The organism is Pseudoclavibacter helvolus (assembly GCF_049707175.1).
Lineage (GTDB): Bacteria > Actinomycetota > Actinomycetes > Actinomycetales > Microbacteriaceae > Pseudoclavibacter > Pseudoclavibacter helvolus_A.
This window is the reverse complement of record NZ_JBNAFM010000008.1, coordinates 43671-66704: the sequence shown is the minus strand read 5'-3', so window position 1 is coordinate 66704 and position 23034 is coordinate 43671. Positions and strand designations below refer to the sequence as shown.

The 23034-nt window shown below is 65.7% G+C and carries 21 protein-coding genes; 14 read left to right on the top strand and 7 right to left on the bottom strand.

Features of this window, described 5'->3' with window-relative positions; all coding sequences use genetic code 11:
* Positions 1 to 7 precede the first annotated feature (7 nt).
* Genes hisD through ACPYN9_RS08270 form a run of 3 tightly spaced genes read left to right on the top strand, consistent with a single transcriptional unit; the run spans position 8 to position 2849 of the window.
* Positions 8 to 1312 carry a histidinol dehydrogenase gene (gene hisD / locus ACPYN9_RS08280; RefSeq protein WP_424465595.1) on the top strand — a complete coding sequence of 435 codons (1305 nt, stop codon included), beginning with the start codon at positions 8 to 10 and terminating at the stop codon, positions 1310 to 1312.
* The gene (gene nrdR / locus ACPYN9_RS08275) at positions 1312 to 1821 is read left to right on the top strand and encodes a transcriptional regulator NrdR (protein WP_424465593.1); all 510 of its coding nucleotides are present in this window, start codon (positions 1312 to 1314) and stop codon (positions 1819 to 1821) included. Before hisD ends, nrdR begins: the two co-directional genes overlap by 1 nt.
* Positions 1818 to 2849, top strand: coding sequence for a quinone-dependent dihydroorotate dehydrogenase (locus tag ACPYN9_RS08270; RefSeq protein ID WP_424465591.1), 1032 nt, complete (start codon positions 1818 to 1820; stop codon positions 2847 to 2849). The genes nrdR and ACPYN9_RS08270 overlap by 4 nt, the downstream gene beginning before the upstream one ends.
* A 160-nt stretch (positions 2850 to 3009) precedes the next feature.
* On the opposite strand, the gene ACPYN9_RS08265 is transcribed toward ACPYN9_RS08270, so the two are convergent.
* On the bottom strand, positions 3010 to 3597 hold the full coding sequence (locus ACPYN9_RS08265) for a DUF3043 domain-containing protein (protein ID WP_424465590.1): 588 nt from the start codon (positions 3595 to 3597) through the stop codon (positions 3010 to 3012).
* A gap of 41 nt (positions 3598 to 3638) precedes the next feature.
* Between ACPYN9_RS08265 and ACPYN9_RS08260 the strand changes: the two genes are divergently transcribed.
* The 5 genes from ACPYN9_RS08260 to ACPYN9_RS08240 all read left to right on the top strand — a co-directional run bounded on the left by ACPYN9_RS08260 (position 3639) and on the right by ACPYN9_RS08240 (position 8757).
* Complete coding sequence (locus tag ACPYN9_RS08260; protein WP_424465588.1) at positions 3639 to 5057, top strand: dipeptidase; 1419 nt, start codon at positions 3639 to 3641, stop codon at positions 5055 to 5057.
* Positions 5058 to 5157: 100 nt separating this feature from the next.
* On the top strand, positions 5158 to 5523 hold the full coding sequence (locus tag ACPYN9_RS08255; RefSeq protein ID WP_068476349.1) for a HesB/IscA family protein: 366 nt from the start codon (positions 5158 to 5160) through the stop codon (positions 5521 to 5523).
* A 152-nt stretch (positions 5524 to 5675) separates the two neighbouring features.
* Positions 5676 to 6605: a cytochrome c oxidase subunit II gene (gene coxB, locus ACPYN9_RS08250; RefSeq protein ID WP_424465586.1), complete on the top strand. Its 930-nt coding sequence runs from the start codon at positions 5676 to 5678 to the stop codon at positions 6603 to 6605.
* Between the two features lie 11 nt (positions 6606 to 6616).
* On the top strand, positions 6617 to 8338 hold the full coding sequence (gene ctaD / locus ACPYN9_RS08245; protein WP_424465584.1) for a cytochrome c oxidase subunit I: 1722 nt from the start codon (positions 6617 to 6619) through the stop codon (positions 8336 to 8338).
* Positions 8335 to 8757: a cytochrome c oxidase subunit 4 gene (locus tag ACPYN9_RS08240; protein ID WP_424465583.1), complete on the top strand. Its 423-nt coding sequence runs from the start codon at positions 8335 to 8337 to the stop codon at positions 8755 to 8757. Before ctaD ends, ACPYN9_RS08240 begins: the two co-directional genes overlap by 4 nt.
* Before the next feature lie 1625 nt (positions 8758 to 10382).
* Here the strand turns inward: ACPYN9_RS08240 and ACPYN9_RS08235 are convergent.
* From ACPYN9_RS08235 to ACPYN9_RS08220, 4 genes are all read right to left on the bottom strand, one after another.
* Positions 10383 to 11987 carry a cytochrome b gene (locus ACPYN9_RS08235; RefSeq protein ID WP_424465581.1) on the bottom strand — a complete coding sequence of 535 codons (1605 nt, stop codon included), beginning with the start codon at positions 11985 to 11987 and terminating at the stop codon, positions 10383 to 10385.
* Positions 11971 to 13050: a Rieske 2Fe-2S domain-containing protein gene (locus ACPYN9_RS08230; protein ID WP_424465579.1), complete on the bottom strand. Its 1080-nt coding sequence runs from the start codon at positions 13048 to 13050 to the stop codon at positions 11971 to 11973. Before ACPYN9_RS08230 ends, ACPYN9_RS08235 begins: the two co-directional genes overlap by 17 nt.
* Before the next feature lie 72 nt (positions 13051 to 13122).
* On the bottom strand, positions 13123 to 13956 hold the full coding sequence (locus tag ACPYN9_RS08225) for a c-type cytochrome (protein ID WP_424465577.1): 834 nt from the start codon (positions 13954 to 13956) through the stop codon (positions 13123 to 13125).
* Between the two features lie 22 nt (positions 13957 to 13978).
* Positions 13979 to 14611 carry a cytochrome c oxidase subunit 3 gene (locus ACPYN9_RS08220; RefSeq protein WP_424465576.1) on the bottom strand — a complete coding sequence of 211 codons (633 nt, stop codon included), beginning with the start codon at positions 14609 to 14611 and terminating at the stop codon, positions 13979 to 13981.
* 106 nt (positions 14612 to 14717) lie between these two features.
* Here ACPYN9_RS08220 and trpD point away from each other — a divergent pair, with 106 nt between their 5' ends.
* On the top strand, positions 14718 to 15776 hold the full coding sequence (trpD, locus tag ACPYN9_RS08215; RefSeq protein ID WP_424465574.1) for an anthranilate phosphoribosyltransferase: 1059 nt from the start codon (positions 14718 to 14720) through the stop codon (positions 15774 to 15776).
* A 93-nt stretch (positions 15777 to 15869) separates the two neighbouring features.
* On the opposite strand, the gene glpK is transcribed toward trpD, so the two are convergent.
* Positions 15870 to 17384 (bottom strand): glycerol kinase GlpK, encoded by a 1515-nt coding sequence (gene glpK, locus ACPYN9_RS08210; RefSeq protein ID WP_424465573.1) that lies wholly within the window; start codon positions 17382 to 17384, stop codon positions 15870 to 15872.
* A 151-nt stretch (positions 17385 to 17535) separates the two neighbouring features.
* Positions 17536 to 18321, bottom strand: coding sequence for an MIP/aquaporin family protein (locus tag ACPYN9_RS08205; RefSeq protein ID WP_424465571.1), 786 nt, complete (start codon positions 18319 to 18321; stop codon positions 17536 to 17538).
* A 189-nt stretch (positions 18322 to 18510) separates the two neighbouring features.
* Here ACPYN9_RS08205 and dhaK point away from each other — a divergent pair, with 189 nt between their 5' ends.
* The 5 genes from dhaK (at position 18511) to ACPYN9_RS08180 (ending at position 23010) form a co-directional block, all read left to right on the top strand.
* Complete coding sequence (gene dhaK, locus ACPYN9_RS08200) at positions 18511 to 19512, top strand: dihydroxyacetone kinase subunit DhaK (protein ID WP_424465569.1); 1002 nt, start codon at positions 18511 to 18513, stop codon at positions 19510 to 19512.
* A 3-nt stretch (positions 19513 to 19515) separates the two neighbouring features.
* Positions 19516 to 20148, top strand: a complete 633-nt coding sequence (gene dhaL, locus ACPYN9_RS08195) for a dihydroxyacetone kinase subunit DhaL (RefSeq protein WP_424465567.1) — start codon at positions 19516 to 19518, stop codon at positions 20146 to 20148.
* On the top strand, positions 20145 to 20837 hold the full coding sequence (gene dhaM / locus ACPYN9_RS08190) for a dihydroxyacetone kinase phosphoryl donor subunit DhaM (RefSeq protein WP_424465565.1): 693 nt from the start codon (positions 20145 to 20147) through the stop codon (positions 20835 to 20837). The genes dhaL and dhaM overlap by 4 nt, the downstream gene beginning before the upstream one ends.
* Before the next feature lie 138 nt (positions 20838 to 20975).
* Positions 20976 to 21443: an NfeD family protein gene (locus ACPYN9_RS08185; RefSeq protein WP_424465564.1), complete on the top strand. Its 468-nt coding sequence runs from the start codon at positions 20976 to 20978 to the stop codon at positions 21441 to 21443.
* A 91-nt stretch (positions 21444 to 21534) separates the two neighbouring features.
* A complete protein-coding gene (locus ACPYN9_RS08180; protein ID WP_424465562.1) occupies positions 21535 to 23010 on the top strand; it encodes a flotillin family protein in 1476 nt (491 codons plus the stop codon).
* Positions 23011 to 23034 lie beyond the last annotated feature (24 nt).

Below are 23034 nucleotides of genomic sequence, written 5' to 3'. Positions count from 1 at the left end.
AGACACCATGATGCAACTCATCGATCTGCGTGGTTCTACGCTCAGCGCAGCCGAGCTCCGGAACATCCTCCCGCGCGCCGAGCTCGACGTCGGACGCGCGCTTGGCACGGCCGCCGAGCTCATCTCGGCAGTCCGAGAGGAGGGGTCGGCGGCGCTGCTCGAGCAGGCTGCGCGACTCGATGGGGTGCGACCGCCGCATCTGCGTGTGCCGCAGAGCGAGATCGACGAGGCGACCGCCGGTCTGGACCCGCAGGTGCGTGCGGGGCTCGAGGCCATGATCGAACGGGTGCGTGCCGGTTCGGAGGCCCAGGTGCCCGCTCCGCAGCTCACGACTCTGGGCGACGGCGCCGTGGTGGAGCTTCGCTGGCACCCGGTCTCTCGCGTCGGCCTGTACGTGCCGGGTGGGAAAGCGGTCTACCCGTCCAGCGTCGTCATGAACGTGTGCGCGGCGATGGCCGCTGGTGTCGCCTCGATCGCTATCGCGTCGCCGCCGCAGCGCGACTTCGGGGGCCGTGTCCACCCGACCATCCTGGGCGCCGCCGGGCTGCTCGGCGTCACCGAGATTTACGCGATGGGAGGCGCCGGAGCTATCGGTGCGCTGGCTCACGGCGTCGCTGACATCGGGCTCGACCCCGTGGATGTCATCACCGGTCCCGGCAACGTCTATGTCGCCGCGGCGAAGCGCATCGTGCAGTCCTTCGTGGGCATCGACTCCGAGGCGGGCCCGACCGAGATCCTCGTGCTCGCCGACGATACAGCCGATGCCGACCACGTCGCGGCTGACCTCGTCAGCCAGGCTGAGCACGACGAGCTCGCGTCCGCGTTGCTCGTCACCCCGGATGCGGCTTGGGCAGAGCGCGTGCTCGAGCGGGTCGAAGCGAGGGCCGACGGCACGAAGCACTCGGAACGCGTGCGGGTCTCGCTCGGCGGACGCCAGTCTGCGCTGATCCTCGTCGACGACCTCGCCGCGGGAGCGCGGGTGTCGAACGCCTACGCGCCCGAGCATCTCGAAGTGCAGACCCGAGACCCCGAGGCCGTGCTGGCCACGCTCCACAGTGCTGGAGCCATCTTCATGGGGGCGAACTCACCCGTGAGCCTCGGCGACTACCTCGCGGGCTCGAACCACGTGCTCCCCACCGGCGGGCAGGCAGCGCACACGTCAGGGCTCGGCGCGCACACCTACCTGCGCCCGCAGCAGATCATCCGCTACGACCGCGCCGCGCTCGAGGCGGTCAGCAGGCACGTGGTCGCTCTAGCCGTCGCTGAAGACCTCCCAGCCCACGGCGAGGCAGTGACGGCGAGGTTCAGCTGATGCACTGCCCCTTCTGCCGCCATCCAGACTCCCGGGTCATCGACTCCCGGACCAGCGACGACGGCTTCGCCATCCGGCGAAGGAGGCAATGCCCAGAATGTGGGCGGCGCTTCTCGACCACCGAGACCGCCAGCCTGACGGTCATCAAGCGCAACGGGGTCGTCGAGTCGTTCTCGCGGGACAAGGTGATGGCCGGCGTCCGAAAAGCCTGCCAGGGCCGTCCCGTGACCGACACCGATCTCGCGCTCCTCGCGCAGCGCGTCGAGGAGAGCATCCGCTCGACGGGCGTCTCGCAGATCGAAGCCAACGACATTGGTCTTGCCATCCTCCCGCCGCTGCGCGAGCTCGACGACGTCGCCTACCTGCGCTTCGCGAGCGTCTACCAGGGCTTTGCGAGCCTCGACGACTTCAAGGCCGCCATCGACCGAATGCACGAGGACGGCATCAGGGCGCAATACGCCACCGAGTCGGCAGACGGCGAGTCCAACCTCGAGGGAGAGACCCGATGAACGCCGCCTACCGCCTGCTGTTCGCGCATGTCCTGTCCAAGATGGACCCGGAGCGCGCGCACGGGCTCGCTTCCGGCGTGATCCGCGCGCTCGGATGGCGAGCACCCGCGGCGGTCGTGACGCGGTTCACGGCGCCGGCTGCGTCGCTCGCTGTCGAGGCCATGGGGCTCCGCTTCTCGTCGCCCTTCGGGCTCGCAGCGGGCTTCGACAAGGACGCCGAGGATATCGACGGCCTCGCGGCGCTCGGCTTCGGCCACGTCGAGGTCGGGACCGTGACGCCCCGACCGCAGCCCGGCAACCCTGGGCCTCGGCTCTTCCGGCTTGTCGCCGACGGAGCGCTCATCAACCGCATGGGCTTCAACAACCAGGGCGCGGAGCACGCCGCGGCGAACATCGCCGCTCGTCGGAACACCTCGGTCATCGTCGGCGTCAACATCGGCAAGAACAAGACAACGCCGGCCGAGGACGCGCACCTCGACTACGCGGCGGCCGCTGCTGCCGTGCGCGACGTCGCCGACTACCTCGTGGTCAACGTCTCCTCACCAAACACGCCCGGGCTGCGCAGCCTGCAGTCACTCGAATCGCTGACGCCCATCCTGCGCGCGGCCCGTGACGGTGCACCCGGCGTGCCCCTGCTGGTCAAGATCGCGCCGGACCTCAGCGATGCGGAGGTTCGCGAGGTCACGCAGCTCGCAATCGACGAAGGCCTTGCCGGCATCATCGCGGCGAACACCACCGTCTCGAGGGCAGGGCTCACCACGTCGCCGCGCATTGTGGAGGCCTTCGGAGCGGGAGGCCTCTCGGGCCGGCCGCTCACGGAGCGCTCCCTGGACGTGCTTCGGCTTGTCAAGGAGACGGCGGGGGATCGCCTCTGCATTATCTCGGTTGGGGGCGTCGGCGACGCGCCAGAGGTCAAGCGCAGGCTCGACGCGGGTGCGACGCTAGTGCAGGGCTACACCGAATTCCTCTACGCGGGCCCCGGCTGGGCGGCGACGATCAACCGAGGGCTCGCCAGGCTCCGTCGCTAAGCCACGGCCCGCGCGCTGTCTCGGTGCACGTCGGCTCGACATTCTCAGGAAGCTGACACCTTCGGGCGAGACGCGTAGGTCTAGATTGAGTACAGCGAAGGCCCGAGCGGAATACCGTTCGGGCCTTCGAATGTTCCAGGGCACGCAGCCCGAAGCAGGACTACTTCCCCGTGAACTCGATCTTGGCGCCGCGCTTGACCTGCGACTTCGGCATGCGCATGACCCGGAGCTGCAGACTGCGCGCGACCGTTCCGATCACGATGCCCTTCTCGACCTTGTCCTTGCCGACGACCGCGGCGATCTTCCGCTTGATGATGTTGGCAACCATGACCGCCTCAAGCACGCAGACCGCGAGGAAGGCCCAGATGAAGCTCATCGCCCAGATACCCACCGACTGGCTCGGGATGAAGGTCGCGAAGATCACAAGGAACATCATGGGCAGGAGGAGTTCCCCGATGGAGTACCGCGCGTCAATGTAGTTGCGCATGAAGCGCTTCTGGGGACCGCGCTCTGTCGGCCGGAGGTAGCGGTCGTCGCCCTTGGCGAGCCCCTCTCGTGCTTTGGCCTGCTCGACGCGCACCTTGGCCTGCATCTCGCGCTTGGCCTGCTTGCGGTCCTCCGGAACGAGCGGGCGAAGGTTCTGCGCCTCGCGCTCGCGCCGCGTGGGGGTCGGCTGCTGCTTTTTGTTCGCCGGACTCTTCGCGGGAAGCGATGCTGTCTCGGCGCTCTTGGACTCGTGCTTCGACATGATGCCTCTCAAGAACTCTGGTGTGATTTAGCCTAACCGCTATGACTCACCCCCAAGCCCCACTCGATGCAAATGACCAGGAACGCCGCCTTCTCGGGGCGGTCGAAGACAGCTTCCCGAGCACAATCGCCCGACTCTCCGGCCTTGTGCGCATCCCCTCCGTGTCCTGGGACGCGTTCGACCTCGTGCACGTCCGACGGAGCGCGGAACGCACCGCGGAGTTGCTCCGAGAGCTCGAGCTGTTCGACTCCGTCGCGATCGAGAGCGTGGAGACGCCCGACGGCTACGAGGGGCAACCGGCCGTCATCGCAACGCGGGCAGCAGCGCCCGGTCAGCCCACCGTCCTGCTGTACGCCCACCACGACGTCCAGCCGCAGGGGAGTGCGGACGACTGGCGGACGCCCCCGTTCGAGCCAACGCTCCGAGACGGGCGCCTCTACGGCCGCGGTGCCAGCGACGACAAAGCCGGCATCATGACGCACGTCGCGGCGCTCGAAGCGCTCAGTGTTGCGACCGACGGCCAACCAGGGATCGGGATCTCCGTGTTCATCGAGGGTGAGGAGGAGAACGGCTCCCGGAGCTTCGCGGACTTCCTCGCCAAGCACCAGGCCGCGCTGGGCGCGGACGCCATCATCGTCGCCGACAGCGACAACCCATCGACGACCACCCCTGGCCTCACCGTGTCGCTCCGAGGCAACGTGACCATGAAGGTGACCGTGAGCACGCTGGGGCACGCCTCGCACTCCGGGATGCTCGGAGGAGCCGTCCCAGACGCCATGATGGCGCTTGTCCGGCTTTTGGACACGCTCTGGGATGCGCACGGAGGCGTCGCGGTCGCTGGCCTCACGTCACGTCGGGACGGCGTCGCTGGCGGCGACGAGGAAGACGTGCGCCGCGACGCCGAGTTGCTTGACGGCGTCTCCACGATCGGGACCGGCAGCATCCACGACCGTTTGTGGAACCAGCCCGCCATCACGGTGACCGGCATCGACGCGCCAAGCGTCGCCGAGGCCTCGAACACGCTCCTCCCTGCCGTCTCCGTTCGTCTTTCGGCCCGCATTGCGCCGGGAGACGATGCAGCCCAGGCCTACGCCGCGATCGAGCGTCACCTGCGCCAGCACGCCCCCTTCGGGGCACACGTCGAGATCACCCAGCCCGACCTCGGCCAGCCGTTCCTCGTGGACACGGCGGGCCCAGCCGTGGCGCTGATGAAGACGGCGATGCGCGACGGCTGGGGAGCAGAGCCCGAGGAGACCGGTATCGGCGGATCGATCCCGTTCATCGCAGCACTTGCCCAGGTGTACCCGTCGGCCGAGATCCTCGTGACCGGGGTGGAGGACCCGGCAACCATGGCGCACAGCCCGAACGAGTCCCAGGACCTCGGCGTGCTCAGACGCGCCATTACCGCCGAGGCGCTGTTCCTGCTGCGCTTCGCTCGCCCGGCCACGGAGCAGGCCTGATGCGATCCGCGCCAAGGAGGAATATCCTTGGCGCATACGCCGTTATCGACGTGAAGAGCGCGGGAGAACGTCGCCCCGCCGAGCAGCACGAGGAGAATCCATGAGCGCAGTCCTTGAAGGCATCACCGTGAGCGAGGCCACGCACTCCGTGACCCTGACCCAGGCCGCCCTCGACAAGATCAAGAACCTCATCGGGCAGGAGAGCGAAGGCGGTCTGCGTCTTCGCATCGCGGTGCAGCCCGGCGGCTGCTCCGGCCTGATCTACCAGCTGTTCTTTGACGAGCGCATCCTCGACGGAGACGCGACCGTTGACTTCGACGGGGTCGAGGTGATCGTCGATCCTATGAGCGTGCCCTACCTTGACAACGCGAAGATCGACTTCGAAGACACCATCCAGAAGCAGGGCTTCACGATCGACAACCCGAGTGCGCAGGGTTCCTGTGCCTGTGGCGACTCCTTCCACTGACGCGACACGCGGGGGAGCACCCCGCGACACACCCGAAACGGCGTGGTCTTCGACCGCGCCGTTTCGTCGTCTCCGCGCGCCCCGCGTCATCCTGCCGCTCAATTCCCACTAGACTGACAGCAACCTGTATGCGTCACCTCGAAAGGTTTGCCGTGCGAGACACCCGCCGCGTGAAGTGGTTCGCCGCTCCGATTGCAGCAGCCCTGATTCTGATTCTGGCTGGCTGCACGTCGCAAGAACTACGGGGCTACATGCCCGGTGACCCCGGTGTCACCAACCATTCAGACGCCTTCACGAACTTCTGGGTCAACTCGTGGATCATCCTCCTCGTCGTCGGAGGAATCACCTGGGGACTCATCATCTGGGCGTCCGTCCTGTTCCGCCGCCGCAAGGGCGAGAAGGGCCTGCCGGCGCAGCTGCGCTACCACATGCCCATCGAGATCCTCTTCACGGTGGTCCCGATCATCCTCGTCGCAGGCTTCTTCGCCTTCACCGTCCGTGAGGAGGCACCGGTCGTCGCCAACTTCGCGGAAGAAGAGCAGGACGTCAAGATCGAGGTCTACGGCAAGCAGTGGGCCTGGGACTTCAACTACCTCCCCACGAGCAACACCGCGTACGACTCAGGTGTCTACTACGAAGGCATCCAGGCTCAGGAGATCCGCGAGCCGGCCGAGAACGGCGAGCGCGGCGCCGCGACCGGCGAGATCGACGAGGCAACGCTGCCCAAGCTCGTACTCCCGGTCGGCGCGAACGTGACGCTCGACATCAAGTCGCGCGATGTCATCCACTCGTTCTGGATCGTGGACTTCCACTACAAGATCGACAACATCCCCGGCCACACCAACACCATGTCGTTCGTGCCAGAACGCGAAGGCACGTACATGGGCAAGTGCGCCGAGCTGTGCGGCGAGTACCACTCGATGATGCTCTTCCAGGTCGAGGTCGTCTCGCAGGCCGAGTACAACGCCTACATCGCCGAGCTTCGCGCGGCGGGCAACGTCGGCACGCACGGCGACGACTACAACCGCAACCAGAACCTTCCGGGCACCGACGTTCCCGAGTTCAACCACGAGTCGGAATAGGGGCGACGAAAATGACGTCAACGCTGAACCGTCCAGGCATCACCCCGGTCTCTGAGGCGACCACGGCTCCGAGCAGCTCAGTCGAGCGCAAGGGCAACGTCCTCGTTTCCTGGATCACCTCGACGGACCACAAGACCATCGGGTACATGTACCTGATCTCCAGCTTCGTCTGGTTCTGCATCGGCGGTGTGATGGCCCTGGTCATCCGCACCCAGCTCTTCGAGCCGGGCATGGAGATCATCGACACCAAAGAGCAGTACAACCAGCTCTTCACCATGCACGGCACGATCATGCTGCTCATGTTCGGAACGCCGCTGTTCTCCGGGTTCGCGAACGTGCTCGTGCCGCTGCAAATCGGCACGGCCGACGTCGCGTTCCCGCGACTCAACGCTTTCGCGTTCTGGCTCTTCACGTTCGGTGCTCTCATCGCCGTTGGCGGATTCCTCACACCGGGAGGTGCAGCATCGTTCGGCTGGACGGCCTACGTCCCCTTGTCGACGATGACCTACTCACCGGGAGTCGGTGGCAACCTCTGGGTTGCCGGACTCGCCGCCACAGGCTTCGCGACCATCTTCGGTGCCGTGAACTTCATCACGACGATCATCACGATGCGCGCGCCAGGCATGACGATGTGGCGCATGCCGATCTTCACCTGGAACGCGATGATCACGTCGATCCTCGTGCTGTTCGCCTTCCCGGTCCTCGCAGCGGCATGGTTTGGTTTGCTCATGGACCGCGTGTTCCTCACGCACATCTATGACGTCGAGGCCGGGGGAGCGATCCTCTACCAGCATCTGTTCTGGTTCTTCGGCCACCCAGAGGTGTACGTCCTCGCGCTCCCGTTCTTCGGCATCGTGTCCGAGATCTTCCCGGCGTTCAGCAGGAAGCCGATCTTCGGCTACAAGACCCTCGTCTACGCCACGATCGCCATCGCTGCGCTGTCTGCCTCCGTGTGGGCGCACCACATGTACGTGACCGGCACGGTCCTGCTGCCATTCTTCGCGCTCATGACGATGCTGATCGCGGTGCCGACAGGTGTGAAGATCTTCAACTGGCTCGGAACCCTGTGGCGCGGATCGGTGACGTTCGAGACGCCGATGCTGTTCTCGCTCGGATTCCTCGTCACGTTCGTCTTCGGTGGTCTCACCGGCGTCATCCTCGCGTCCCCGATGCTCGACTTCCACGTCTCGGACACGTACTTCGTTGTCGCTCACTTCCACTACGTGATCTTCGGAACCATCGTGTTCGCCATGTTCGCCGGCTTCTTCTTCTGGTGGCCGAAGTGGACCGGCAAGATGCTCAACGAGCGTCTCGGGAAGATCCAGTTCTGGTTGCTCTTCATCGGCTTCCACATGACGTTCCTCATTCAGCACTGGCTCGGTGTCATGGGCATGCCCCGTCGCTACGCCACGTACCAGCCTGAGGACAACTTCACGTGGATGAACCAGCTGTCGACCATCGGAGCTTTCGTGCTCGCGATCTCGCTGCTGCCCTTCTTCCTGAACGTGTTCATCACGGCACGCAACGCGCCGAAGGTCACCGTCGACGACCCGTGGGGTTACGGTTCCTCGCTCGAGTGGGCAACCAGCTGCCCGCCGCCGCGCCACAACTTCACGTCGATCCCGCGCATCCGCTCGGAGCGCCCCGCGTTCGACCTCAACCACCCCGAGGTCGCGCCGCACGGATACCGTGACCTGACGCCAGTCAACGACAAGATCGGAGAACGAGAGTGAAGACCTCAGCCCGCCTCCTCTGGGTCCTCGCCGTCTTCTATGCGGTCGTGACCGTCATCTACACCCTGTGGACGCATGCGGCCCTGGGCCACTACGAGTGGGTCGGTATCGTCGCCCTGGCGTTGTCCGGTATCTTCGTCGCGTTTGTCGCGTTCTATCTCGGGAGCTCGGCGAAGCCGTTCCGCATCCACGTGCTGCCGGAGGACCGCCTCGATGGCGAGATTGCCGACGCTGACCCGGAGCTGGGCTTCTTCCCGCCGCAGAGCTGGTGGCCCTTCGTCTTGGCTCTCGCGGTTGCCTTGATCTTCCTGGGGCTGTCGATCGGTGGCTACTGGTTCGCCTACTTCTCGGCGCCGCTCTTCATCGTCGCCATCATCGGCTGGGTGTTCGAGTACTACCGCGGACGGTACGCGCACTAAGCGAAGCGTGTTGACGCTCAGGCCCGCTCCTCTCACGAGGGGCGGGCCTTTCGCCGTCGTTCGCAGGGGATGTTCCGCATCGGGGTGTTGGTGGTGTTCGTGGTGCCTGGTCCGTGGTGTCCGTAGTGCACGCGGTGTCCGTGTTGCCACGGTGTCCGTGTTGCCGTGTTGCCGTGTTGCCCGTGCCGGGTCGTCGTCGCCGCCACCCGTGACTGTCGGACCATGTTCAACGGCGGCGTCTGCGTCTGCGTCAGCGTCTATGTTTAGGGCTCACGATCCTGCCCGGGGCGCAGCCTCCGATCCCGCCCGGGGCTCAGCCTCAGCCTCCGCCTCCCTCTTTTGAATTGGCTTCAGCTCATGTTCGATACGCGGCCACGCTCGTAGCCACGACAACGGTGTCGTGTCGCCGGTCACCGGTCAGCGGACGGGGGTCAGCGGACGGGGGTCAGCGGACGGCTGTCAGCGGACGGCTGTCAGCGGACGGCTGTCAGCGGACGGCTGTCAGCGGACGGCTGTCAGCGGACGGCTGCCCAGCGGACGGCTGCCCAGCGGACGGCATCGATAGGAGTCGAGGGTCGAGGCGGCGTTCTCGACAAAAACCCGCGACAACATTGAGATCAAAACCCGCGAGGTCACGAAGAACGCAGGCGGCCGCTGCGGCGAGAACGAAGTCGGCGGTGTCGTTGCTGGGGTCGGGGTCAGTCGTGCCGTCGTCGTTGAGAGTGCTGTCGTTCCCGAGCGCAGGCCGGGGTCGGACTTAAGGCATCCTCTGGACGTCTGGCGTGAGCGCTCGCTTCCTCGGTTCCTGCGTCGCGATGCGGTGCGATGTTGGTTCGTGCGCGTCCGAGGTGGAGCTGAGCGGTGTGAGCGATTTATTCGAAGTCTGGGAGGGACGGGGCTGTCCGATGCGCCGAGCGCCGGAATGGTGCACGATCCAGCTGTGTGGAGCTACTTTCCCGCGTGCGGTGTCTATCGAGCGTAAACGCGGGCCGGCTGGTGGTCAGCACTGTGCGCCGTCTGGGTCCTGCCTGGCGGCAGTGCGGCCCCAGCACTGGCGCTCTGAGCGGTTGTGGCAAAGTGCTCTCGCTAGGGCGTCTGAGTGCTCTTCACCACAATTCTGTCGGGCTTTGTCGGGTGGCAGCGCAGCTCGAGAGTCAGTGCTGAGCATAGGGGCAAGGCGCTCTCTCCGCCGCGTCTGAGTACCGTTCACAAACTTCTGTTCGGTCCTGTCTTGGAGGCGGCGCGTCGGGGATGCAGCACTGGCGCTGTGAGCGTTGTGGCAAAGTGCTCTCACCGCGGCCACGAGGTGCAGTTCGCCACAATCTTGTGCTGGGGCGTCATGTTGAGGCCTGCTTGCCATTCCTGTGGCTTTGTAGTGCCAACCCTGAGGGTCGTGCACGGCTGCGCAGATCAGCAGGTTCGATGCCGAGCGTCCAGGGTGACATTCACGAACGGCTCAGGCCCGTCCACCGGCTTGTCCGCGCCGATCGGGGCCGGGGCGCGCAGAGCGCGACTGGCCGCGCAGAGCGCGAGCGGCGGGAACAACGAAAGGGCCGCCAGATCGCTTTCGCGACGCTGGCGGCCCCTCCCGCAGCCCATGATGGGGTGCGGCGTGCAGCTATGGCCTAGTGGTGGCCGTGGTGTGCCTGCTCAATTTCCGTCTTAGACACCGGTTCGACACGGTCCTCGAAGAACCAGCGCGACATGGCTGCTCGCAGACGCATCGGAGCCGTGATCTTGCCCTCCTCGTTCGGGCGGAGCATGATCGGTGCCTGCTCGTTGAAGGAAACGAGCTCCCAACGGTCGTACTTGTCGAGAGGAACCTCGACCTCGACGAACTCGCCATGGGGGAGTCGCAAGACTCGTCCGGACTCGACGCCGTGCAACGCGAGCGAACGGTCGCGCTTCTGCAGACCGATGCAGATGCGCTTCGTCGCGATGTACGCGATGACGGGCCCGAGGAACAGCATCACCTGTAGGAAGTGGATGACATGCTCCATAGCGAGGTGGAAGTGCGTCGCCATGAGGTCCGAGCTGGCCGCAGCCCACATGACCGCGTAGAACGTCACGCCAGCGGCGCCGATCGCGGTACGGGTTGGCGCGTTGCGGGGGCGGTCGAGCAGGTGGTGCTCGCGCTTGTCACCCGTGATCCAGGCCTCGATGAACGGGTACACGATGACCAGCACGATGAAGATGCCGATGATGACCAGCGGCGCCATGATCGCGAATGACCACGTGTGGTTGAACCAGTACACCTCCCAGCCTGGCGGGATGAGTCGCAGCATGCCGTCGGCGAAGCCGATGTACCAGTCGGGCTGGGTACCTGCGGACACCGGTGACGGGTCGTAAGGGCCGTAGTTCCAGACCGGGTTGATCGAGAAGAACGATGCGATGAGGAAGATCAGGCCGAAGATCAGGAAGAAGAATCCACCTGCCTTGCCAGCGAACACCGGAAGAACCGGGTTTCCGACGACGTTCCCGTTGGTGCGTCCTGGTCCTGGCCACTGCGTGTGCTTGTTGATCACCATGAGGGCCAGGTGAAGGGCGATGAAGAGAATAACCATCGCGGGCAGGATCATGATGTGCAGCGAATAGAGACGCCCGACGATCTCGGTGCCGGGGAACTCGCCACCAAAGAACAGGAACGAAACCCAGGTTCCGACGAGCGGGATGCCCTTCATGATGCCGTCGATGATGCGGAGGCCGTTGCCAGACAGCAGGTCATCGGGCAGCGAGTAGCCGGTAAAGCCCTCTGCCATAGCGAGGATGAAGAGCACAAAGCCAACGACCCAGTTGAGCTCGCGCGGCTTGCGGAACGCACCCGTGAAGAAGACGCGCAGCATGTGCAGACCGATGGACGCCACGAACAGCAGGGCCGCCCAGTGGTGGACCTGGCGCATGAGGAGGCCGCCGCGGACGTCGAACGAAATGTCGAGCGTCGATGCCATCGCGGCCGACATGCCCATGCCCTTGAGGGGGAGGTAGGAGCCCTCGTACTCGACGTGCGCCATCGACGGGTCGAAGAAGAACGTCAGGAACGTGCCGGACAGCAGGATGACGACGAAGCTGTAGAGCGCGATCTCACCGAGCATGAAGGACCAGTGGTCCGGGAAGATCTTTCGGCCGAACTCCTTGACCGCACCCGAGATCGTGGTGCGCTCGTCGAGGTAGTTGGCGGCGCCGGCGATGAAGCCGCCCTCACGTACCGGAGCTTTATACGTTGTAGTCATGGCGTCGCTCCCAGAAGCTCGGTCCGACAGGTTCAGTGAAGTCGCTCTGCGCGATCAGGTAGCCCTCGTCGTCGACGGCGATGGGCAGCTGCGGGAGCGGGCGGCCAGCCGGTCCGAAGATGACCTCGCAGTGGTTCTTGACGTCGAACTGCGACTGGTGGCACGGGCAGAGGAGGTGGTGCGTCTGCTGCTCATAGAGCGCAACCGGGCAACCGACGTGCGTGCAGACCTTCGAGTAGGCGACGATGCCGTCGTACGACCAGCCGGCGCGGTCCTCACGCTCGTTGAGCTGATCAGCGGGGAGACGCATGAGCAGCACGACGGCCTTGGCCTTCTCTTCGAGAAGGTGGTGCTCGAGATCGATGAGGCCGTCGGGGATGACGTGGAACGCGGACCCATAGGTCACGTCCGCAGCGCGGATCGGGGTGCCGGTAGGGTCGCGAACCAGTCGCGTGCCCTGTTCCCACATCGTGTGAGAGAGCGACTCCACCGGGTCAGGGTTGTTCCCGTTGTAGAGGTCACGGAACAGAACGATTCCGGGGAGCGGCATCGCGACGAGCGCGCCGATCAGGGAGTTGCGGAAGAGTTTGCGACGGCTGAAGCCGGACTCCTCGTTGGCCTGAGCGAAGATCTCGACGGCGCGCGACCGTGTGGCAGGAGATCCCTTGCCCGGGTGGCGTGCTTCCGCCATCTCGTGGTCGGCCATGAGGTACTTGGACCAAGCGACCGTTCCGATGCCGATAGCCAGCATTGCCGCGGCGATGCCAATGCCGAGGAACATGTTGTTGGCGCGGACCGTGGAGATGTCTTCGCGGCTGATCGGCCAGACGAAGTACGCAACGACGGCGAAGATGCTTGCGAGCGCAGAGAACACGAACAGCGCGACGAGGATGCGCTCGGTGCGCTTCGCCTGGGCTGGGTCTGCGTCGGTGATCCGGTCGCGGTGTGGCGGCATGCCAGGGTTGTCGAAGCCGTCCTTGGGAAGGATCGCGGTCCCGATGTGAGGCGCCCGCTCCGACGAAGGAGCCGTGCGAAGCTCTCCGCCGTGTTCGCCATCAGCCATGGTGATCCCTTTCTGGGTGTGTCTGTTCAGCTGCAGTATGTCTTTGATGCCTGAGGCAGTCTTCAGGCAGCACTAGTTCGGTCGGGTGGCGATCCAGACCGCCATTGCCACGCCGGCGCCAATGCCGAAAATCCAGATGAAGAGGCCTTCAGACACGGGCCCGAGCGAGCCGAGGCTGTTGCCACCGATCGAACCGGTGACCTCGGTCTGCCAGCGGATCGCCGTGATGATGTCGGCCTTGTCCTGCGGCGTGAGGTTCGCGTCGTTGAAGACGGGCATGTTCTGCGGGCCCGTGATCATCGCTTCGTACAGGTGGACCGGCTCGACCGTCATGAGTTCGGGTGCGAACTTGCCTTCGGTGAGTGCGCCACCGGCGCCGGCAACGTTGTGGCACATCGCGCAGTTGATGCGGAAGAGCTCTGCTCCTCGTGCCGCGTCTCCGTCTGCCTGGAGGTACTTCTCGTCAGGTACGGCGGGTCCGGGGGCCAGTGACGCGACGTACTCGCCAAGGTCGTTGATGCCCTGCTCGTCGAACTGAACGGGCTTGGCCGGGGCCTGGGCGGCGTTTGCCTGCATGGGCATACGGCCGGTCCCGACCTGGAAATCGACGGCCGCGGCTCCGACACCGATGAGGCTTGGTCCGTTCTCGGTTCCGGCGGCGTTCATGCCGTGGCAGGTGGCGCAGTTGGCTCCGAAGAGCGCGGCACCGTTCTCGATCTCGGCAGCGGTTGCGGGCGCTGCCTCTTCGGCTGCTGCGGCTGTTGTCGCGGAATCGATGGCGGTGTACGCGCCGCCCGTGAGCAGAAGGCCAGCTCCGAGCAGTGCGGCGGTCGCGAGTGGGGTGCGGCGGCGAGCCGTCTTGCGGGTCGCCGTCTTCGCAGTCCGTGGTTTTGTCGTTCGGAACATTGGTGTGTTCTCCAGGATCGGGCTACGAGAAGTAGGGCAGCAGGTAGATGACGAAGAAGAGCGCAACCCAGACCACGTCGACGAAGTGCCAGTAGTAGGAGATGCCGAGTGCGCTGCTGACCTCGCGTGTGCCCATGCGCCGTGCCGAGTACATGCGGCCGATCACCAGGAGGAACGTGACGAGTCCGCCGGTCACGTGGAGCCCGTGGAAGCCCGTCGTCATGTAGAAGGCACTGGTGTACGCGTTGAGGTTGAGCACGTAGCCCTCGCTCACGAGCGTTGCGTACTCCCAGACCTGGCCCGCGACGAAGATGCCGCCGAGCAGGACCGTGAGGTAGAACCACTCGATGGCACCCCAGTGCTTGGGGTTCTTGCCAGTTGCGCGCGCCTGCTCGCGCTCTGCCGCGAACGTGCCGAACTGGCACGTGAACGACGAGCTCACGAGGATGAGCGTGTTGATGGTCGCGAACGGCACGTTCAGCACGCTGTGGCCCTCGGCGAACTGTTCCGGCGCCATGGAGCGCAGCGTGAAGAAGATCGCGAAGAGCCCAGCGAAGAACATCACTTCGCTACCGAGCCAAACGATGACGCCGATGGCAGTCGTATTGGGGCGATGGACCGTGTGCACGGCCTGAGCGGTGGTTGCAGCAGTCACCTGACCATTATGACCGATTTCCCAGGTTCCCGAGACAACGCAGGCCCTCCCGGCGGGTCGCGTCCGATTAGGTGTGCCTGGGTGGTGGACGACTATCGTTTCCTGCATGACTTCGACCGAGACCTGGCCAGCACTGCTCGAGCGACTTCTTGGCGGTGATGACCTCAGCGTGGCTCAGGCCACGTGGGCCATGCGCCAGGTCATGGCGGGTGAGGTGAGCGAGGCTCGGCTCGCAGCGTTCCTCATCGCCCTTCGCGCGAAGGGCGAGACGGTGGACGAGGTTGTCGGATTCCGGGATGCGATTCTCGAGCACGCGGTGCCGCTCGAGGTGCCGCCCATGGCGCTCGACATTGTCGGGACCGGGGGCGACATGGTGGGGACGGTGAACGTCTCCACGATGGCCTCGATGGTGTGCGCTGGTGCAGGCGTGCCGGTGGTCAAGCACGGCGGTGGTGCCTCGAGCGCAAAGTCGGGGTCGAGCGACGTGCTCTCCGCTCTGGGCGCCGTGCACACGGCAGACCCCATCCGGGTGCGCCGCATCTTCGAGGAGGTGGGGCTCACGTTCGTCTACGCTGCGCAGTTCCACCCCGGGTTCGGTCACGCTCGCAAGGTCCGTGGCGAGCTCGGTGTGCCGACAGTGTTCAACTTGCTCGGACCGCTCACGAATCCCGCGCGGCCGGAGGCATCGGCGGTCGGTGTCGCTCGTCAGGCGGCTATTCCGCTCATCACCGGCGTCTTCCGAACGCGCGGGGCCACGGCTCTCGTCTTCCGCGGTGACGATGGGCTCGATGAGCTGAGCGTGACCGGCTACAGCCACGTCTGGGAGGTGTCGAACGGCGCGATCACCGAGCACGACCTGCACCCGCGGGATGTCGGGCTCGGCACCTACGACATGGAAGAGCTGCTCGGCGGCCTCCCGGAGGAGAACGCCGAGATTGCCCGCGAGGTGCTTGCTGGCCGGCGCCACGGCGCGGTCCGAGACATTGTGCTCCTCAACGCCGCTGCTGGCCTCGTGGCCTACGACCTCGCGCAGACACCGGAAGCCGCCGAACGGCCGTTGCGGGAGCGCCTCACCGCCAGAATCGCGGATGCGGCCGCCAGCATCGATGACGGTCGCGCGATCGCGACGCTGGATGCATGGGTCGCCGCCACTCGCGCGGCCTGACCGCACTCTGGGCATAGTGGTCCCGTCAGCCGCAAGACCTCGGGGCCCTCAGCAGTGTGTGCTGAGGGCCCCGACGTTGGTCCAGCGGGTGGACTACTTGACGTCGTCGTCGACCCAGTCCAGGGTCTTCGAGACGGCCTTCTTCCAGTTGCGGTAGAGGCGCTCGCGCTCCTCCTCGGGCATCTGCGGGGTCCAGCGCCGGTCTTCCTGCCAGTTCGCCGAGACCTCGTCGAGGTCCTTCCAGAAGCCGACGGCGAGGCCAGCCGCATAGGCCGCGCCAAGAGCTGTCGTCTCGGTGACGACCGGGCGCACGACGTCGGTGTTCAGGATGTCTGCCTGGAACTGCATGAGCGTGTCGTTGGCCACCATGCCTCCATCGACCTTGAGCTCGGCCAGCGGCACGCCGGAGTCCGCGTTCGAGGCTTCGAGCACGTCCCTCGTCTGGTAGGCGGTCGACTCGAGGGCGGCGCGCGCGATGTGGTTCTTGTTCACGAATCGCGTGAGGCCCACGATCGCGCCGCGAGCATCCGGGCGCCAGTACGGCGCAAACAAGCCGGAGAATGCGGGCACGATGTAGGTGCCACCGTTGTCTTCGACCTTGCTCGCGAGCTCTTCGATCTCGGGCGCCGAGTTGATGAGGCCGAGGTTGTCGCGGAGCCACTGGACCAGCGACCCGGTGACGGCGATGGAGCCTTCGAGCGCGTAGACCGGTGCTGCATCGCCGAGCTTGTAGCACAGGGTGGTCAGGAGCCCGTTCTCAGACTTCACGATCTTCTCGCCGGTGTTGTAGATGAGGAAGGAACCCGTGCCGTACGTGTTCTTCGCCTCGCCGGAGGAGAATGCGGTCTGTCCGAAGGTCGCGGCCTGCTGATCCCCGAGGATTCCGGAAATCGGGACCTCTCGCAGCAGCGACTGAGTGCTCGCATGGCCGTAGACCTCGGAGGACGACTTGATCTCGGGGAGCATCGAGGCGGGGACCCCGAACGCGTCGAGGATGGACTGGTCCCACGAGAGCGTCTTGAGGTCCATGAAGAGTGTGCGCGAGGCGTTCGTGACGTCGGTGACGTGCACGCCCCCGTTGACGCCGCCGGTGAGGTTCCAGAGCACCCAGCTGTCGGTCGTCCCGAAGATGAGGTCGCCAGCCTCGGCGCGTTCCCGAGCACCTTCGACGTTCTCGAGGATCCAGACGATCTTGGTCCCGGAGAAGTACGTGGCCAGCGGAAGTCCGACGGTGTCCTTGAACCGTTCGACTCCACCGTCAGCGGCGAGCCGATCGACGATGGCCTGGGTGCGGGTGTCCTGCCACACGATGGCGTTGTAGACGGGCTCACCGGTGGTCTTGTCCCAGACGACCGCCGTTTCACGTTGGTTCGTGATCCCGATCGTGGCGATGTCGTGGCGAGTGATGTTGGCTTTCGAGAGGGCCTGTCCAATCACCTCGCGGGTGTTGTTCCAGATTTCCTTGGGGTCGTGTTCGACCCAGCCCGCCTGGGGAAAGATCTGCTCGTGCTCGAGCTGTCCCGTGGAGACGATCGATCCGGAGTGATCGAAGACGATGGCTCGCGAGGAGGTGGTGCCCTGGTCGATGGCGATGACGTACTTGCTCACTGCGTGACTCCCTTGTCAGAGATGGTGATGTGCCAGAGGTTGAGACGGCGATGCGGTTCTGGTCGGGGCATCGCCGGATTCCCACAGACAGTTTCGGGGCCGGAACTGTGAGGAGTCCGGCCCCGAAAGCGTCATGGGGTTCCCGCGGATGCTAGGCGGCGATGCCTGGCAGGATCGCGGTTCCGACGAGGCCCGCGAGGACACCGCCGATGATCGGGCCGACGATCGGGACCCACGAGTAGCTCCAGTCGCTGCCGCCCTTGCCCTTGATGGGCAGGAATGCGTGCGCGAGGCGCGGGCCGAGGTCACGTGCTGGGTTGATGGCGTAGCCGGTGGGTCCACCGAGGCTGGCACCAATGGCCACAACGACGATCGCAACGGCGAGCGGGGCGAGGTTGCCGAGGCTCGTCGAGTCCGGCGCCGTCGAACCGATGTCGCTTCCCAGGATGCCGGGGAAGTTCGAGAAGGCGATGACGGCGAGGACGAGGACGAACGTGGCGATGATCTCGGTCACGGTATTCCACCCGAGACTGCGCTTCGCAGGTCCGGTCGCGAAGACCGCGAGCTTTGAGGCGGGGTCGGGTTCGTCGTCGAAGTGCAGCTTGTAGGCGAGCCAGGTCACGACGGCACCGAGGATGGCTCCGATGAGCTGGGCGAGGATGCGGATGCCGATCTCACCGCCGTCGATCGGGTCGCCGTTGACGAGGTTGTTGGCCGCGAGGCCCAGCGTCACTGCTGGGTTGAGCTGGCCGCCGGATGCCGCCGCCGAGAGAACACCGATGAAGACGGCGAAGCCCCAGCCGAAGTTGATGAGCAGCCAGCCGCCGCCGTTGCCCTTCGTGCCTTTGAGGACGACGTTGGCGACGACACCGCAACCGAGGAGGACGAGCACCGCAGTGCCCACCAGCTCGGCCAAGAAGATCGGTCCTAGATCCACGGGATTGCCTTTCTGGGAAGTTCGAAACGGGACGAGCCCGCGCCGCGGTTGAGCGGTTCTTCACCCTAGGCACAGGAAGCACTAACACGCGCGTGTTACGTGTGAATTTCCCCGAATCGTGACACGTTCACGCCACTAGGCTGGTCCCGGTTGCAATGTTGCCGCCAAAATCTCGTCGAGAGGATGATCGTGAAGAAGCTGATCAACGATCCGAAGGACGTTGTCAAAGAAGCGCTTGAGGGTATGGCCCTGGCGCATGCCGATATTCTCCGGGTAGCCCCGGAGCCTGCTTTCCTCGTCCGTAACGATGCCCCGGTCGAGGGTAAGGTCGGAATCGTCTCGGGTGGCGGTTCTGGGCACGAGCCGATGCATGGGGGACTGGTCGGGTACGGGATGCTCCACGCGGCGGTCCCGGGACCGGTCTTCACGTCGCCGACCCCCGACCCCATCCTCGAGGCCACCAAGGCGGTTGATGCCGGGCGCGGGGTCCTGCACATCGTCAAGAACTACACCGGCGACGTGCTGAACTTCGAGACGGCGGCAGACCTGGCGCTTGCTGAGGACATCGAGGTGCGAACCGTGCTCGTCGACGACGACGTCGCGGTAAAAGACTCCCTGTACACGGCCGGACGTCGCGGCGTCGCCGGAACCGTCCTCGTCGAGAAGATCGCCGGCGCGTCCGCTGAGCGCGGCGACGACCTCGAGACCGTGGCGGGTCTCGCCGAGCGGGTCAACGCCAACACTCGATCCATGGGCGTCGCACTCACAGCCTGCACGGTTCCGCACGCTGGTGAGCCGAGCTTCGATCTGGCGGAAGACGAGATCGAGATCGGGATTGGGATTCACGGTGAACCTGGACGCGCGAGAATCGGCATCGAATCCGCCGATGCAATTGTGGACCGTCTCCTCGCTCCAATTCTCGAAGACCTGCCTTTCGTTTCCGGTGATAAAGTCCTGCTCTTTGTGAACGGAATGGGCGGCACGCCCGAAATCGAGCTCTACATCGTCTTCCGTCGCGCGGCGGAAGTGCTGAAGGAGCACGGCATCACGGTGGTCAGACACCTTGTGGGGAACTTCACGACATCGCTCGAGATGCAGGGATGTTCGATCACGGTCTTGAAACTCGACGACGAACTCACCGAATTGTGGGATGCACCGGTGCACACAGCTGCGCTCAGGTGGGGAAGGTAGACGATGACACTCGATGGAAACTGGGCCAGGCGGTGGGTGGAGCTCGGCGCCGCCTCGATGTCGGAGAACCGGGCGGAGCTCGTGCACCTCGACCGCAATATCGGTGATGGCGACCATGGCGAGAACATGGACCGCGGGTTCCAGGCCGTGGTCGCGAAGCTCTCGACGTTGGATGCGGATGCGTCACCTGCTGATGTGCTGAAGCTCGTGGCGACCACGCTCATCTCGACGGTTGGCGGGGCGGCAGGGCCGCTCTACGGAACGGCGTTCCTGAAGGGGGCCGTTGCGCTAAAGGGCAAAGCGGTGCTCGAACCGGCCGACGTTGCGGCGTTCATGGAGGCCGCAGCGGCCGGACTCCAGCAGCGCGGCAAGGCCCAGCCCGGCGACAAGACGATGGTCGACGCCTGGGTCCCAGCCGCAACGGCAGCCGCGAAGAGTGCCGCAGCGGATGAGGATCCGACTGCCGTACTCCGCGCTGCGGCGTTCGCGGCTGTCGAGGGGGCTGCTGCCACCGAGCCCCTCGTGGCGCGGAAGGGCAGGGCGAGCTACCTGGGCGAGCGGAGCGCGGGGCACCGTGACCCGGGCGCGCAGTCGACCGCCTACCTGCTCGGCGCCGCGGTCGAGGCGGCCTCGTGACGGTCGGCATCGTCGTTGTCTCGCACTCGGCGAGCATCGCGCAGGGGCTCGTCGAGCTCGCCGGCCAGATGGCGGGCGAGGTGAGGATCGTCGCCGCAGGTGGCACGGATGATGGTCGCATCGGCACGAGCTTCGAGCTCATCGAAGCCGCCGTCGGCCAGGCGGGCTCCGGGGACGGGGTTGCGGTCTTCACCGACCTCGGCTCGGCGGTGCTGACCACCGAGACGGTCCTCGAGATGCTGGACGACGGTGCCTCGGAGGTGCTCCTCGTGGATGCGCCGCTGGTCGAGGGCACGGTCGCGGCAGCGGTCGCGGCGGCGGGAGGGGCCACGCTCTCCGAGGTTGTTGCTGCCGGGGAGTCGGCGTGGGAACGCGCTGCCAGCTCGACGGTCGAACCGGCAGCACCTGCATCGGAGCACTCTCTCGCAGTGCCGACGGCAAGCACACGAGTCGAGATCGTCAATGAGCAGGGGCTCCACGCGCGGCCGGCCGCCCAACTGGTCTCGGCAGCCAGTGAGTTCGACGCTGACATCACCCTCGGTGGTGTGGATGCGAAGAGCCTGCTCCGCATCATCTCCCTCGGGGCCTCGAAGGGGCAGTCCATCGAGATCACTGCGGCGGGTGACGATGCAGACCAGGCAGTCACGGCGCTCAGCGAGATCATCAGCTCCGGGTTCGGAGAGGACTGAGCGAGTCGCCCCACCGACGTGCAGTGCCACCGCGGGGGAGAACTTCCCGCGCGGTGGCCGACGCGCTATCGGTAGACTTGGTTCCAAGACCGCGGCGGAGTTCGCTGCACGCGGTGCCAGCAGGGAGCTCTCACTGACATGACCGTCTTCATCATCATCGGAGCGATCGGCCTCGGGCTTCTGGTCTTCTCGTTGTTCTTCGGCGAGATCCTGGACGTCGACGCCGGGGGACTGCTCTCCGTTCCCGGCCTCGCGGTTGCGCTTGTCGTGTTCGGGGCCTCTGGCGCGATCACCGACAGCATGGGCCTGCCGCAGTTCTGGGCCTACATCGTCGCGATCGTCATCGGCCTCATCGCCTACGTCGGAGCCGCACTTCTGGTGCGAAACCTCTCGCGAAGCAGCGATGGGGTTCCTCGTGATGTCACCGGCGACACAGGGACTGCCATGTCGCGCATCACGAGCTCGAGCGGCGAAGTCGCGCTCGACGGCTCCCACGAGATCGAACGCCGCCTGGCCTTCGCTGACGGCGACATCGAACAGGGTGCGCGCATCCGCGTCGTGCAGCACCTGGGATCCAGGGTCAAGGTCGAACGCGAATCGATCTGACTTCCCCTGACTGGTTGGCCCCTGCCGACCAGCAGGCGCGACCGCACTACCGCATGACCATCCCCGACCTCTAGGACAGGAACTCGCCCATATGGACTTGATAGCCGCCAACGTCTCCGTGATCGGCGTCATCGCGATCGTCATCGCGCTGCTCGCCCTCGGAGTCTTCATCGCGTCGCGCATTCGTCGCGTTCCTCCGAACGAGGCCCTCATCATCGTCGGTCGCGGCGCTGGCCAGAAGGCGCAGAGCGACATGACCGGGCAGCGGGTCGTGATCGGTGGTCGCACGTTCGTCTGGCCGATCCTGCAGCAGGGCTTCGCGCTCTCGCTCGAACAGCGCCAGATCGGCATCCAGGTCGAGGGCGTCGACAAGAACCGCATCAAGATCGCGATCAAGGCTTCGATCAACTTCAAGGTCTCCGGGACCGAGGAGGGCGTTCGTCGCGCCGCCCAGCGATTCCTCGACCAGCAGGAGGCGCTGACCGACATCATCCGCGAGTCCCTCGAAGGCTCGCTCAGGTCCATCGTCGGTGACATGACGATCGAGCAGATCATCTCCGACCGCAAGAGCCTCTCCGACCGTGTCGTGTCGGAGACCAAGGCGGACTTGATCGAGCAGGGCCTCCAGGTCGACCTCCTCAACATCTCCGACATCTCGACGCCGGGCAGCGATTACCTGCAGAACCTCGGTCGTTCCGAGTCTGCGCGCGCCCGCCAGGTGGCAGAGGTCAGCGAGGCCGAGGCCGCTCGGGTCTCGGAGTTCGCGAAGATCGAGGCATCGGAGCGCATCGCGGAACGTGAGAAGGAACTGCGCCTCCGCCAGGCCGCGATCAAGGCTGAGACCGACCGGGCGAATGCCGAGGCAGAGGCCGCGGGTCAGTTCGCTCGTGCCGAGCAGGACCGCCTCGTCGCACAGCAGGAGCGCGAGGCGCTCATCGAGCAGGCGCTCGTGACGCAGGAGCGACTCGACATCGAGATCCGAAAGCCCGCGGAGGCAGACGCCTACGCCAAGGTGCAGCAGGCCAACGCAATCCGTGACACGGAGAACGCGGCGACCGACGCCGAGGTCTACAAGCGCACTCGCACGGCCGAGGCCAACAAGGTCGCTGCGGTCCAGGATGCGGAAGCCGCGGCTGCCGCTGTGCGGTACTCGGGTGAGGCTGACCGTGACCGTCAGATCGCGCTCGCAGCCGGTATCCGCGCCGAGGGTGACGCCCGCGCCGCCGCGATCCAGGCGGAGGGTCTCGCAGAGGCTGCCGCGACGGACGCGAAGGCTCAGGCACTCCAGAAGTACGGCGAAGCCGCTATCGCTCAGGAGATCATCTCGCGCCTCCCGGAGATCGTCCGCGCTGCGGCCGACCCGATCAGCAACATCGATCAGCTCACCGTGGTCTCGACCGATGGCGCGAGCGCGGTCACGAAGACTGTCGGATCGGTGCTTGGCGAGGGCACCGAGGTGCTCAAAACGCTGACCGGCATCGACCTGCAGCAGCTCGTCGGCTCCTTCGCCAAGCAGGGCGGGCTCCAGCAGTCCGGCCCGGCGAGCGACGCGACGCCCGGAGCCTGACCGCTCGTCGGCATCCGCTCGCAT

Coding starts and splice junctions, on each gene's coding strand:
- hisD (WP_424465595.1), top strand. CDS start 8: ATGATGCAACTCATCGATCTGCGTGGTTCTACGCTCAGCGCAGCCGAG.
- nrdR (WP_424465593.1), top strand. CDS start 1,312: ATGCACTGCCCCTTCTGCCGCCATCCAGACTCCCGGGTCATCGACTCC.
- ACPYN9_RS08270 (WP_424465591.1), top strand. CDS start 1,818: ATGAACGCCGCCTACCGCCTGCTGTTCGCGCATGTCCTGTCCAAGATG.
- ACPYN9_RS08265 (WP_424465590.1), bottom strand. CDS start 3,597: ATGTCGAAGCACGAGTCCAAGAGCGCCGAGACAGCATCGCTTCCCGCG.
- ACPYN9_RS08260 (WP_424465588.1), top strand. CDS start 3,639: ATGACTCACCCCCAAGCCCCACTCGATGCAAATGACCAGGAACGCCGC.
- ACPYN9_RS08255 (WP_068476349.1), top strand. CDS start 5,158: ATGAGCGCAGTCCTTGAAGGCATCACCGTGAGCGAGGCCACGCACTCC.
- ctaD (WP_424465584.1), top strand. CDS start 6,617: ATGACGTCAACGCTGAACCGTCCAGGCATCACCCCGGTCTCTGAGGCG.
- ACPYN9_RS08235 (WP_424465581.1), bottom strand. CDS start 11,987: ATGACTACAACGTATAAAGCTCCGGTACGTGAGGGCGGCTTCATCGCC.
- ACPYN9_RS08230 (WP_424465579.1), bottom strand. CDS start 13,050: ATGGCTGATGGCGAACACGGCGGAGAGCTTCGCACGGCTCCTTCGTCG.
- ACPYN9_RS08225 (WP_424465577.1), bottom strand. CDS start 13,956: ATGTTCCGAACGACAAAACCACGGACTGCGAAGACGGCGACCCGCAAG.
- trpD (WP_424465574.1), top strand. CDS start 14,718: ATGACTTCGACCGAGACCTGGCCAGCACTGCTCGAGCGACTTCTTGGC.
- dhaL (WP_424465567.1), top strand. CDS start 19,516: ATGACACTCGATGGAAACTGGGCCAGGCGGTGGGTGGAGCTCGGCGCC.
- ACPYN9_RS08185 (WP_424465564.1), top strand. CDS start 20,976: ATGACCGTCTTCATCATCATCGGAGCGATCGGCCTCGGGCTTCTGGTC.
- ACPYN9_RS08180 (WP_424465562.1), top strand. CDS start 21,535: ATGGACTTGATAGCCGCCAACGTCTCCGTGATCGGCGTCATCGCGATC.